Annotated in this window: 8 protein-coding genes and 1 pseudogene; 1 reads left to right on the top strand and 8 read right to left on the bottom strand. The window is 43.4% G+C overall.

The window, feature by feature from the left end; genetic code table 11:
- Positions 1–80: 80 nt before the first annotated feature.
- From iscB to QT992_RS33685, 3 genes and pseudogenes are all read right to left on the bottom strand, one after another.
- Positions 81–668: pseudogene (gene iscB / locus QT992_RS19780) on the bottom strand (RNA-guided endonuclease IscB); the annotation flags it as partial.
- Between the two features lie 478 nt (positions 669–1146).
- The gene (locus tag QT992_RS19775; RefSeq protein ID WP_333377574.1) at positions 1147–3771 is read right to left on the bottom strand and encodes a DEAD/DEAH box helicase; all 2625 of its coding nucleotides are present in this window, start codon (positions 3769–3771) and stop codon (positions 1147–1149) included.
- A 174-nt stretch (positions 3772–3945) separates the two neighbouring features.
- Positions 3946–4089, bottom strand: coding sequence for a transposase (locus QT992_RS33685; RefSeq protein ID WP_445243051.1), 144 nt, complete (start codon positions 4087–4089; stop codon positions 3946–3948).
- A 67-nt stretch (positions 4090–4156) separates the two neighbouring features.
- Between QT992_RS33685 and QT992_RS19770 the strand changes: the two genes are divergently transcribed.
- The gene (locus QT992_RS19770) at positions 4157–5638 is read left to right on the top strand and encodes a transposase (protein WP_333377571.1); all 1482 of its coding nucleotides are present in this window, start codon (positions 4157–4159) and stop codon (positions 5636–5638) included.
- Between the two features lie 356 nt (positions 5639–5994).
- Here QT992_RS19770 and holA read toward each other — a convergent pair whose 3' ends face one another.
- The 5 genes from holA to QT992_RS19745 form a co-directional block, all read right to left on the bottom strand.
- Positions 5995–6951 (bottom strand): DNA polymerase III subunit delta, encoded by a 957-nt coding sequence (holA, locus tag QT992_RS19765; RefSeq protein WP_333377568.1) that lies wholly within the window; start codon positions 6949–6951, stop codon positions 5995–5997.
- Entirely contained in the window at positions 6948–8363 is a 1416-nt protein-coding gene (gene dnaX / locus QT992_RS19760; protein ID WP_333377565.1) for a DNA polymerase III subunit gamma/tau, read from the bottom strand. Before dnaX ends, holA begins: the two co-directional genes overlap by 4 nt.
- Before the next feature lie 126 nt (positions 8364–8489).
- Entirely contained in the window at positions 8490–9992 is a 1503-nt protein-coding gene (gene dnaN / locus QT992_RS19755) for a DNA polymerase III subunit beta (protein WP_333337251.1), read from the bottom strand.
- Between the two features lie 608 nt (positions 9993–10600).
- The gene (locus QT992_RS19750) at positions 10601–12028 is read right to left on the bottom strand and encodes a DEAD/DEAH box helicase (RefSeq protein WP_333337249.1); all 1428 of its coding nucleotides are present in this window, start codon (positions 12026–12028) and stop codon (positions 10601–10603) included.
- A 209-nt stretch (positions 12029–12237) separates the two neighbouring features.
- Complete coding sequence (locus QT992_RS19745) at positions 12238–13479, bottom strand: hypothetical protein (RefSeq protein WP_333337247.1); 1242 nt, start codon at positions 13477–13479, stop codon at positions 12238–12240.
- Between the last annotated feature and the right edge of the window lie 240 nt (positions 13480–13719).

The raw sequence follows: 13719 nt of genomic DNA, 5'->3' as shown, positions 1-13719 counted from the left end.
CATACGAAAGGCTGATTCCTTGCTCCGCCTACACTTTAAGCCGCTAGGCTTTCCGTTTTCGCGGAAACGGGTCGCACGTTGAGCAGATATTCTCTGATTTCGTACCCAAGTAATTCGCCTTGCTGATATTCGACCCCATAAATTTCAGGTTTCTCTAGTTGTTGAAGGTCGAATCGAACTAACTCCATCGCAATACTATTTACGGGTGCAAATTTGATGAATTTGTTGACCCAGGTCAGCGTAGTATCTACTCGATGTTTTAAGCTAGGAGCTAGCCAACCTTTCGGACGAATGCGATTTAGGAAACGCGCTTGACGGTAGCGGGTATGTCTAGCTCGACGACTTCTACGGATAGCACGACGAGAATCCAAGCTAGCTTTAATTGCTTGTCCTCTGTGATTTAGCTCACCTACGAAGATGATATTTTCACCTTTTAGTAGCGCAATTCCCGTAGTTTTACTACCGGGATCGAGTTTGATCTCGTAGCTTGCGGGGCGGAACGCCATCGACTGTTCAGTTGTATTGACAGCACGTTTAAGAATGATGGTAAATGGGTATCTACGGAAGACCGCAGCTTCGCCATTTGAGAGTAATCTTCTAGCCACGGCAGGATGAACGGGATGTAGTGGTTGTTTATTTGGGTCCAGTACAAAGGTATAGTTTTGCATGAAATTCTCCCTTGCGGGGTAATGTTTGCTTCGCCAATATTTCAAGAGCTTGTTAAGCTAACAACACTGTTTCAGTGACCGTAAAACTGTTTAATTGTTAGCGACAGAGCAGAAGACTAGCACGCATCTAAGGGTGTCGTGACTCTCGAAATGTAGTCAGTTAAGACTGTGGCTGGTCAGAATGGCTTACTGGATTTCTCCGGCAAGCCTCATGCATTTAGGCTGAGGTTCCTGACGAGTACAAGTCTGAAAAATGCACCCCTAAAAACCGCGGTAGCGGTTCACACATTTTAAGAATAGGGAGTGGGGAATGGGGAGTGGGGAGTAGCTTTTTATAATTAGAATCGCTCTGGAAGCAATGTTGAACAATTGCCTATTTGTTTGATAACTTTTATGAAGTGAGTTCGTTTCCGGTTGCATTGGAATGGGAGTGGAGGTCAATAATTCCACATTCCCCCCCACTCCCATTCCCCCATTCTTAAAATGCTTCGCACAGCAGCAGCCCCACCTGCTTGAGTAAAGCTTTATTGCCATCAGGGCATCCCGACTGAATCAAACATTTAGGACAGCCAGAACTGCAAGAACAACTGCGGGCTAACTCAGCAGCCGCATGAGCTAATTGAGGGAGAGAACGAAAAATAGCTTCGGAGGTTCCCGAACCCCCTTCTGCTAAATCGTAAAAGAGTCCTGCATAGTCATTTGCACCTCTCTTCTCTACCAGAAAATTTACATCATTAGCTGAAGCCAAAATAGTCAGAGGTAAAGCTGCTAAAATTTGATGACCGAAACTGTGAATAGCCAACAAATTCGCGGGGTACTCCCACAACTGCTGATATCCGGGAGGAATCGGCTGTTGAGACTGAAGCAATTCCTGGCGAGTAGCTGTTACTACGTGTTGCAGGTAACATTCAACCGGGGAATTAAAACTAATTTGCAGTACAGGAGTCGCAAATTTGATTTCGTAAGGTTGCTCAAAGTTTACCTCATTAAGAACCGAGGTTAGCTCAGCCGAGCGAGTTCTCTTGCCACAAACAGGACAGGCAGTACATTTTGATAAAGGCTCTCGGTAATTGACGCATTTTCTATTGAGACAAGTTAACTGGTAATTGCGAGTCAATAATTGATAACCCGTGACAAGTTGGCTAATTTCTCCCCAAGCCAGTTCCAGAATAGCTTGAGCTGGAATTGCATTACTATCCGTTGAATTGGTTTGAACATTTCCTTCAACTTCTGGAATAACCAACGGGATTTGTTGAGGCAAACTCAAATTCTGTTTGAGGCTGGTATCAGTGTGGCTAATCGCTACAGTAAACAGTCGAGTTTCAGGGGTGTTTTGCAAAATAGCTTTGCCATTCAAGAGTGAGCGCGAAGTATAAGTCACCAAACAGCCGTCTGAGTTTTGCGTGCGGTAAATAGCACCAGGAAATACCTCTCGATAAGCAATCTCCGCACTGAGGAGTTCAATCTCTTCTTGAGTATCCGCATCCACCAGTTGTATCGTGCTAGCACCCGTTCCCCCTCGAAAGTTTACATCTTTATGGGGAAAGCCTTTAGCCCATAATTTATCCCGGCTTCTGTGAAGAACACCTTGCTCAATTAAAGCCGTTGCAATTATATGAGCGCTCTTGCCAAAGTAGTGCTTGAGCTTACTGGCAGGAATGCCTGTTTCGACAGCCGCGCACATCAAATGTTTGGCAATATCTATGGGATAATTCGCATTAAAGCTCACCAATTCAGATTCGGCCGACAGCAACAATTCAGGGCGCTCGGCAAAATAGTTATCCAAAGGTGATTGTGCAATGGGAATGAAGACAACTAAACCGGAGTTTGCGCGACCAGCCCTGCCAGCCCTCTGCCTAAAAGCTTGCAAGCTTCCCGGCCATCCCCTAATAATAGCAAAGTCAAGTTGAGGCAAATCAATTCCTGCTTCGAGAGCGCTAGTGCTGAGGATACACTTAACTGTTCCTGACTGCAAAGAGTTAATAATTTCCATGCGGCGTTCGCTTGTTAAACTGCCGTAGAAAATTGCTACTTGCGACTCAATTCCCGAGTTAGTTTGAGTTACAGCTTCTTGCTTAAAAGTTGCCCACAAGTTCTTAATTGCTTGTCTGCCGTTACCGAAGCAAATTCCGCTTTTCCCTTGCTGCAACAAAAACATAATAATGCGAGCAACATCGGAATTAGCATCATGAGTCGGTTTAGTAACAATTAATTGCCGTTCTGGGACAGCAGCTCCGCTAGAGTTAATCCAAACTAACCGCTCTGATTTATTGATATTTCGCTTTCGACTTCTACCAGATAGTAACTTCGCTAATTGAACGGGATTGCCAACGGTAGCACTCAACATCAGGAATTGCAGTTTGTGAGAACAACCTCCGCGCTCGTCTACTGCCAATTTTAAGCGGCGAATTAAGCTAGCCATGTTAGCTCCGTAAACTCCGTTAAAAGTGTGAGCTTCATCTAAAACAATATAGCGGAGGCGACTTAAAAAGTGCTGCCAAGGCTGACTCCAGTGAACCCCTTTCAGCGCATAGTGAATTAACTCTGGTGTTGCGCTGATTATGCTAGGATTTTTAGCCAATAATTGTTCTCTGGTTTGGGGAGGAGTATCGCCAGTTAGAAGGGCAAGGCGCGGGCGCGCAGGCTCAGGAATCAGTTGGAGCAAATCGGCAAGTTTTTGACTTTGGTCGGCTGTTAAAGCTTTCAAGCCATAAATAGAGAGTGCAGTAAATTGATGTTGGAGAATGCCCTCTAAAATAGGCAAGTACGCACTTAAAGATTTGCCAGAAGCTGTTGCTGTGCTGAGGATGACATCTTTGCCCTGGCGCACGGCTTTGAGTGTTTTAATTTGGTGCGAATAAAGCTGTTGAATGCCTTGGCGGTGCAAAGCAGAAATTATTGAAGGCGGCAAGTCTTGAGGAATTTTGTAGAGCTTAGGAGTTGTAGCAGTCGCGATTGTCTGATAAATAACCTCTTCGCCTAAAAACTCACACAAATCGGCTGTTGCAGTTGGCTGCAAGTGGCTTGCTTCTGGGAAGTTATTTTGGTGAAAATCATGTCTGGCTATTAGTTGGGAAAGAAGGTTGATATAATTGGGAGGCATTGGTCACTCTAAGAATGAATCTTTTCTCTCTTACTACCGATAGGTAGGAAAAAGAACGAGAGAAGAAATTAATAAAAAAACTGGGAGTCGGACTGATTTTGGTAGCAATTATGGGTTTGGGTTCAGGAACCAACAAAGCGGTAGACTTCCACCTCACTGCGCGATTACAACGAGCTAATTACACTTATCTGTCAGTAGTTGTTTTAAGCGTTCGGCCACTGCACCAATCAACACCTTCTTGCGTCTAGCTGGAATCCAAATAAAATGGTATCTAATAAGCGTTACTGATGTAATCTTTAGTCTGTATTTATCTTGCATATTGATTGTCGTTAAGTCGTCAACATCTACAATAACCTCGTACAATAATTTAAGGAGGTGGTGCAATTTGCTTTTAAGCTTCAAATACAAACTTAGACCTAATCAGCAGCAATCCCAAAAACTAATCCAGTGGCTCGATATGTTGAGAGCGAATTACAATTGGTGCTTGCGTGACAGGATTGATGGTTGGCATCAGCAGTTTATTTGCGGTGATTATTGCGACTTGAGGACTCAGGTAGAAATAACGCCTTTGACTTGCGGTATTACTAAAGGAACCCAACTCGCCAACCCCTGGAAGGAGGGCGGCGGTAAAGCCCAAAAAGAAGGATATAAAGATACATCTCCTAAGCGGTCAGCATCATTAATGCAAGATGCAAATCTGCAAGAGTTAAAAGAGGCAAGACCTTGGTATCAAAGTATTGATATTGGAGTATTGCAGTCAATTCCAGCCAGAGTTAATGAATCCTTTAATAAGTTTTTTAAGGGCGCAGGGTTTCCGAAGTTTAAGCGCCGTCACGATTTCAAATCGTTTAGCTACAAACCAGGAAGAATCAAGATTAAAGGTAACAAAGTTGACCTCCCTAAAATTGGGTGGCTGCGTTTCTACAACTCTCGCCTTATCCCCGAAGGATTTGAGATTAAAACCGTAACCATCAGACAGAAAGTTGATGGATGGTATATCTCGGTCAGGATAGAAAACAAAGATATACCAGGCTTCCCAGTAATTCCAGATAGTGAAATCAAAACTATCACTGGCTGCGATATGGGGTTAGGTAAATTGGTTTATCTCTCTGATGGCAGCGCCATTGATAATCCGCGATTTGCTACCCACAAGAAAGCTAAGCGTTTGATGCGAATCAGACAGCGACGGGTTAGCCGTAAGCAAAAAGGTAGTAAGAATCGCAGTAAAGCTCAACTTAGAGTGAGCAAGCTGCACAATAAAATTCAACAGCGTCGCGAATCTTACCAGTGGGATGTAGCTAATCGGATTATTAAAAGATCCGATGCAGTTGTAGTTGAAGATTTACAGATACAAAACATGATGAAGCGGTGCAAACCTGTTAAATCTGAATCTGGTAGATTTCTCCCCAACGGTCAATCGGCTAAACGTGGTTTAAATAGTTCTATCGCTGATGCGAGTTGGTATGCGTTAACTCAAAAACTTGAATATTTGGCTGTGAAGTCAGGCAAGAAGCTGTACCGAGTTAACCCAAGGCATACCAGTCAAACTTGTAGCAAGTGTAAGCATATTGATAAAGATAGCCGCAATGGTGAAAAGTTTATCTGTACCAATTGTGGGCATATTGATGATGCAAATTTGCAAGCTGCAAGGAATGTGAAAGTTAAGGCGATAGAAACCTACAAGTTGAATATTGTCAAAAAGATTAAATCGAAAATGGTACGGCGGGACTCGTCGAAACCAGTACAGTTGAATCTCTTTGAGGTTGAATTGTACGAACGCTCGTCAGTTAACACGCTGCCTTTAAAAGGCAAACGGCGTGTGGGCGAGAACCCACAGGGCAAGCAATTGTCTCTTTGGGGTATTTAGAGCGAAATCTCTAAAGAATCCCATCCCCTTTAGGGGTGGGAGTGTCAACTTACAGATTATCCACTACCTCCGGTTGAGCAAATCTTGGGCTTTCTCGTTTGGATGATGCAGGAAAGTTGAGCTGCTATTAAACAGAAATAGCGACCTAGTGTGATAAATAAACTCAAAAACTTGTTTAATAAATTAATGAGAAAAACAACTGCTTTATCACTACAGTTAATTAAGACTTACGCATAAACTCTATCTGTAGGGTACGCCGCCGCGTACCTTACTGCTACCAATAGTATTGCAAAGCAGTTTTTGCCTCCAGGATTGTTAATGAAAGACTGCCGAATTAACTCGGCAGCGCTTTCCTGTTATTTAAGGTGAGTGAGTTGAGTGATGCTGAGCAAAGCAGGCAACATCGAGTCAGGCTTATCTCCTGTTTTGAGAGCAATTTCTAAATCAAACAAAATGGAGAGCGATCGACTTAAGAAGTTCGCAGATACTTCCTTAACCTCCTGCTTAAGGAAATACAGCCGTTTGGGGTTACTAATTCCGCACATACTAGCAATTTCGCTATCAGAACGTTGTTGGTCGGAATTGATAGTAGCTTTTACCCACAGCCAAGTTTTAAACTGAGTTTGGAGAGTGGCAATAATTGCTAAAGGAAACTCTGCCCGAGATAGCAATTCATCAAGCACCTTAATAGCCGCCACTGCTTGACCTTTTAAAAGAGCTTCGGCAAGTTGAAAACAGTTGGCTGTGGTAGCTGGAACGAGGATTTTAGCAGCTTCTTTCGTAATGCGATCGCCTGCTGCATAAATGGCTAATTTCTCTAGTTCACTGACTCTTCTAGCAGAATCGTTGCCAATCGCTACCGCTAGATAACTGACAGCATCTCTGGCAATTGAGAGATTCATCTGTTTAGCAGTAGCAGCGATCGCACTTTCAATCAAATCGGTACGCCAAGGGGGAATGAGAGTAAACTCCTTAAGTTTACCAAACTGCAACAAATGCTTGACTACCTTGAGCCGTTTGTCGATAACAGCAGCAGTGAAGACTAAGTGCGTTGTAACAGGTAATTGGGGCAAAATTTGCAGCAATTCTAGCCCCATTTCTCCAAATTGCTTGAAATCGCAATTTTCAACGACAATAAGTTTGTTTCCACCGCCGAAAGGAACTGAAGCAGCAGCAGAGAGGGCTGCATCCAGGGAAGAAGCATCGAAGCGGTGGATGTTGAAATCTCGCCAGAGAGGATGAGTTTGAGTCTTAAACTTTTCAACTTCTCGTTCAATTGCGTAGGTATCATTCCCAATTAGGATGCTAATCATGCTGCTAATTCCTCCTGTTGTTTGACAGTTACAGTAACAGAGCGGCCTAAAGCTTTAGTAACGATCCGCTGCACGGATTCAAGGTGACTCTGAAACTTGTTCGCGTATTTTCTTTCTACTGCTAACACACATGAATCAGCAGAAAGTTCGGCAATTTGAGCGCGGTTTAAGAGGCTACGATTGCCTGGTTTCGCTGCTGCTACTACTTGCGCCCAAGTTGTCTCAAAGTCAGGAGAATCTGCCTCTATTTTTTGAGGAGTTTTATCAAATTTGTCAGGCTGATTAGATTGGGAAGTTGCCGGCAACCGCGTTTCGGGGGCAGCGGGTTTGCTTGACAGCATCAAGTTCAGCAGACAGACTTCTAACCAGGTAGCAGCATTGGTGCTAGTTCTCAATTGAAATTCTGATTTTTGCAATTGTGTACAAGCCGCATCAATTGTTTCAAAATCGAGATGAAGAGCGAGCGAGCGCAGTTGTGAATAGCCTACTGGCCCTGCAATTAAATTCTGGCAGTGGCGCGTTGATTTGACAATGAGCAAATCTCTCATTGCTGCTAGCAAGCTGCTGAGAATCAGTTTGGGGGTTTTGCCGCTGTCAATGAGCGTTCTCGAAGATTGCAGTACGCTTAAGGTATCGCCAGAATGAATGGCTTTGAGAAGGGCGATCGACTCTTGCTCGCTGATATTGCCAGATACTTCTGCAACTTGAGTTAGGGTAATCTCTGAGTTTAGCAGTGAAAGCTGAGAGAGTAATTGCAAGGCATCTCTTAACCCTCCGTCGCAGGTGCGAGCGATCGCCCGCATGGCCTCACTTGCGATCGCAATAGATTCAGCGGAGCTAATTTTGTGCAATTGTCCGACAATAGCATCAACTGACAAGGCTCGGAAGTTAAAAGTTTGGCAGCGGGAGATAATTGTCGGCAGGACTTTATATGCTTCAGTCGTACAGAGAATAAACACCACATGAGCCGGAGGTTCTTCAAGGCATTTGAGGAGAGCATTTTGAGCGCTGGTACTGAGTTGGTGGCACTCATCTAAAATCCAGATGCGGTAAGGGCTCATCGCTGGCGCAAAGTTGCTGTGTTGTATTAATTCTCTGGCATCATCCACGCCATTGTGAGAGGCAGCATCGATTTCAGTTACGTCTAAGCTTGAACAGGAGTCAATGGTTTTGCAGCTTGAACATTCCCCGCAAGGAGTGGCGGTTGGCTTTTTGTTATTCAAACAATTGAGTGATTTAGCAAGGATGCGAGCGGTTGAGGTTTTGCCTGTTCCTCTGGGGCCAGTAAACAGGTAAGCTTGAGCAATTTTGTCGGAGGTGATGGCATTGGTCAAGGTTGTTTTGATGGTGTCTTGACCCACTAATTCTTGGAGGCTTTTGGGTCGGTATTTGAGGTGCAGTGGTTGGTACATTTTGAGTCGTTAGAATACTTCTGGTAACTATTCCCCGATAGGGGAGGCGTGAGCCGTGCCTGAAATTAAACTCATATTTTTTGCAGGAGAGGGCATCAAATTTAGATGCCACTCCCACATGCACGACTATTCTTGCGGAGCGACAATATATTCGCACTCTAAAGCCTCTGTACCCGACGCAGGCGTTCCAAACGGTGCAATCAGTAGGGGAGCGGTAGGAGTTGCCATTAACACCCGCAAATCAGAGCTGGAAATCGCTTTGACTGTATCAATCAAATAGCGGATGTCGCACTTGAGACAAAACTCACAGCCCCAGAATTTAGCATCAACTGTTTCAGTTCCTGAACTGAGAGTATTGTTGAGTGATGCTCGCACTTGTTGGGCATCTAAATCGAATTCTAAAATAGCTGTTAGGTGAGACTTGTCGCTGTGAGAAGCTAACCTCTCTAAGGCTTTTAAAAAGCTCAGCCTCTCAACCACCACTTGATGGCTAAATTGATGTCGATAGGGAGCGATAATTTGGTCACAAATTGGATATTGCCCTTCTAGCAACTTCGTTGTCAACCGCCAATTATTCCACTCGAATGCGACAAAATTACTAGGTTGCTCTGGCAAACCTTCATAGTAAATCGTAACTTTGTCAGCAGAATTCAAAGAACGCTCCAATAACCGGAGTACCTTAGCAGGGACAGTAAAATTAACTACTTGACGGCTCAAAAGATAGGAATTGCTGCTTTCGTTCAATCCTAAAACCATTGCTACCCGATGCCCATCTGTCGTCCAAACTCTCAGTTGATCGAGTCCTCTGTCTGCGTCGTGACTGAGTTGAAAATTCCCTCCTGTTAAAATGCGTTTGTTTTCCTCAGAACTTACAGCAAATAAGCTAGCTTTTAGGACAGAAATTAACACGCTAGCAGGAAGCGTTAGAAGTTTCTGTTGAACGCTGGGGATAGCCGGAAATTCGTCCGCAGCTAGCCCGCGAATGGCGTGCTTGCTTCTTGACGCACTCAGAGTGGCACTGACTGATGGAACGTGGCTTCCTTTAATAATTTCAGAAGAACTCTTTAAGGTAAGGCTGCCGTTAGGAAATTTTCCCAGAATGTCAGCAAGTATGGGTGCGGGGAGGGTAAGCTTTCCAGATTGATTGACATTCGCACCAAAGCTCACTTGCATTCCAAATTCTAAGTTGTAGGCAGTTAGATGCAAATGTTGAGTTTCTGCATCAGCTTCAATCAAAACATTGGACAAAATGGGATGGCTGCTATTGCTGGGAATGATGCCTTTCAGGGCTTGTATATAATCGTTGAATTCTCTTGAATCGCAGGCAAGTTCAATAGCTGATGGGAGAGTAGAAGGGGAAGGCAATATCGCCTCATTTGACAATGTTTCTAGAGAAGGAGCTTCGACGGCTGGAAGTGCTGCAAAATTTGTGCAAGTTTGCGAAGTTTCTACTTTTTGTGGAGAGATTGTTAAGGGTTCGCAAACCGAGTCAGTTTCAGTTGTTGGTTTGACTGATTTCTTCACAGTTTTGGCAGAATTACGTGCTGTGGCAGTCGAGCGTTTTTTCTTAACTGTTCTCTCCAAATTTTCCTCTTGAGGCGGTGTTCCTGTTAGTCGAGATTTTGCCATAATTAGCCTGGTGTCAGGGGTGCGATTGGCCGCTGCGGTAGCAGCACTTATTCAGGTTGTTGAGAAAGAGGAGTGGGAAGGGGAAGGAGAAGGAGAAAGAGAAGGAAAAGAATAAGGGGAAGGAAAAGAATAAGGGGAAGGAACCAACGCTTAAAAGTATAGGATTCAAGGGTAGACATTTTGTATCTAACTCGGTGGGTATCGATACAATTATTGATTTTTTGAACGTTGCTATCAACCCAAAACTAAAGTTTTTTTCTCCATTTTTACCTTCTGCTTCGCCTTGCCTTTCCGTTTCCCTTTCTTCTTATTTTATAAATAGGACTTACGCACAGACTCTACTTGTAGGGTGCTGATGGCACAGGTTACTACTACAGATAGTGTGAAAATTGACTTATGCAGCGTAAGTCCCGATGGAGAAGCTTTCTGAAAGTTGAGCGTTAGTGACTGTTTTTTAGAAAGGTATGGACCTGTTAGTTGAGGACTTTACCTGTTAGTTGAGGACTTTACCTGTTATAGCAACAGCCAAGACGGTTAGGACATTCTTAATCGCTGAAACCATTGCTATTACTGCTTCTTCCTTCTTCCTTCTGCTATAGTTGAAGACTTTACCTCTTGGTTGAGAAGTTTACATTGTACTTGAGAATTTTATTGTTTGAGTACGAGTCATTGGGGGCAACAAATAATATCCGATATCGGCAGCGGCTTGCACCGACATAATAAAGTCGATGGTACTCTTTAAGTTTCTGTTGCCTGCTCAAATCTTGACCGATTAACAATCTGCTGAAAAGGTCGCTTCCGTCAATGCCAACTTCATCAAAAGTGCTGCCTTGCGAATTGTGAATAGTCAGAGCAAAGCAATTGTTAATTTCTGCAAACAAGTCATCTTTGAACCAGTAATATTTCCTCCAAAGAAATCCATTGCGTTTAGCACTCTTTAGCTTTTCTTTAAGTTCAGCCTGGTAGCGCTTATTTTCAGACTCGTGCAGGACAAAGATTTGCCGAAATAAACCGTCATCAGTCACAATTTTTAGCAGCCAAACTCGATAGCCTCCGTGCTGGTTAATCTCAACTTCCTTGACGGTAAATTCCGTTGAAGTCGGCAAAATTACGGTTTTGCCGTCAGGTGCCATGACGGGTTTTTTGGTAATTAGCCTTTCTCCCGGTACAAATCTGGGTGCAGCTTGACCGTAGACTTGTTCTCTGATAAGCTGATTGTAGTATCTGACTCGTTTGTTAGTCCAGCACAGAATTCTAAAACGATCGGGATTTTGACTAAATTCTAGATCGATCGTTTTGACTGCATATTGTAGCAGCGTTTCTGATTTGACTTTGAATGCACCGTTTGACTTGTCTCCTTTTTTGTATTTAGAGTGTGGCAAAAATATGTCTGTTTTGCTATTGACAAAAGAGCGGCATTCTGTTATGAAATCGAGCACAGGGCTTTCCCCTGCTTGCCTGACAACTTTGGTCAGTACAGCTTTATTGGTAATGCTGAAAGCAGGCGACTTTTTGTCTCCTACAGGATTGAGTTGAGCGGGGTCGCCCATTAAAATTAGCTTGCGGTGATTGAAGAATGTGCGTTCAAAATTGCGTTCTATCCATTTCCACAATTCGCTTCCAACCATCGAACATTCGTCGAGGAAGATGATATCGTAGAGGTGAAGGCTGCTGGAACTTGTCTGTTCCAAAGCTTTTTCTTGTTCTTTTCTGACCATGCCTAATCCTAAAAGTTGGTGTATTGTCATAAAATCTACTCCGAAAATGCCTTGAGACGCTGCCATTTTTCTGAGAATGCCGACTGCTTTGTTAGTAGGTGCTGTGAGGGCAATGCGTTTGCTTTGACTCAAGAGTTCTTGGATAATTTGAAAGACGATTGTGGATTTTCCAGTTCCTGCGTAGCCGCACAGCAAGAAGAATGACTCGGTAGTGGTTAGAAAGCTTCTTAATTTGTCGATGGCTTGCTGCTGTTGCGGTTTGAGCGTGAAGGGAAATTGTGTAAGTTTCTGGGGTTGTTCGAGTAAGGTTTGAATCATTAGTTAGCGTCCATTACTAATTTTCTCAACCTCTGATTAAGCGTTAGCTTGACGGGGGAGTCTTTCAAGAGTAGGTTTTTTAGATTCCGGGCAAGGAAGATTCCTAAGTCTTGTTAGTAAAACTTTTAAGACAAATAGGAAATTTTTCTGTTTTTTGTCCCAGCAAAAAAGCACCGTTTACACCTTACGGAGTGCTCGCTACTTCCCACTCATCTCCTAAATGGCATCCTTTCTAAATCAAGTTTAACAACTTTTTCCAGAGCTTCAAGACGCTTGTTTAATGTTTTATGTCGGGGACATTCTACAGCATACTCATATTTAGAACCTGTATGTTGCAGTTCATAAATTTGGCACTCAATTAAGTTGCTCAAGTTGCCGACTAGCTTTTTGACAGGTATTAGCCACGCTTTAGCTAACGCTTTAGTACGGAACCCAATCCAAGCTGTAAAGTAGGAGCCGTCTTCGCTAATTTGATAAGCCACATTGGGCGATAATTTAACCAGGGGTTCGATGCGGACAATACCCAAACCTTTGAGTTCTCTCAAGCTGTAACTTAGGAGTTCTCCGCTGTTCCACTGGATGTGAAATGGACGTGGCTCTTCAACGTTCAAGTGTTGGACTCTCCCCATTCGTTGAACTCCTTCTCGGTGCTGTAAAATGCAATCTCCCTCTCTAAATCCGTAGAAGCCTTGTTTCTTTGTTAGGTTTTCTAACTGCTGCTTCCAGGCTTCTTCCCAAGCTATGTGAAAGTCGAGAAGTTGGTAATTTTCTTCGCTCAATTGTTGAGCTATTTTTTCTTTTAACTGCTGTTTGTAGATTGGCATAGCGAATTCTAAAAAGTTGTCTGGTACTTCGAGAGCTAAATGCGTTTTAGCTCTGATTATGATATCGGTAACAGATAAATAGCTGGCGGCTTTTAATTGCTGGGGTGTCGGGATATCTATGGTACAAATTGTCGGGTAGCCGGGAAACAGGTTGATAGGAAAGTGATACAATTGGTCGAGAGCAGAGATGAGAATGTGCTGTTCAGTGAGCGATTCTACTTTGAAACGAGTTGTGTTACTAAATTGTATCTGTTCGGAATTAGCGAGTACGATAGTTGTGCAAGCTGGAAGTTCTCCCGCAGTATTTTGAGGAATAAACTGAGGCACGAGGGAGATTTTAAGGACGCGGATTTCATCAAGGCTATAAGTCCAAAAAAATGCCTTTTCGCCCGAACTTGCGTCCCAAATAATTGTCACAAGTTTTTCATTTTTGTTGAGAGAAGTAACAATACCGTATTGGTTGCCTGTTTTTACGATATCGTTTAATTTGAAGGGATGTTCTTCAGCAGGTGCATCCGCGAGAAAAGGAAAAATTACTGCAATCACTTCTTGGATTTGAGGGGAGTGCTGGCTGGCTGATTCAGGAAAGGTTTTGTGGGGGTTAATATTAGAATTGTTAGTATTCATAACGGTAAAAAGTTGGTTATCCCTTAACTTCTCCCGCTAGGGGGTAGCTTTTAACTTAGAGCGTTTCTCAAGCAATGGTTCTTGCTTATTGCATTGCCGGAAATGACTTAGCTGTTGTTATAGGGGAGACTCTGTTGCTGCAATCGCCAACTATACTGGTATCAGCCAGCCCTAGAATCGCACAGCTATCAACTTTAGGATTATTCCTCATATAATTATTAGAGAAATCGATACAAAATG

Source organism: Microcoleus sp. T3_D1, assembly GCF_036700405.1.
GTDB lineage: Bacteria > Cyanobacteriota > Cyanobacteriia > Cyanobacteriales > Microcoleaceae > Microcoleus.
Note: the sequence above shows the minus strand (reverse complement) of the source record. Positions and strands in the feature narration are given on the sequence as shown.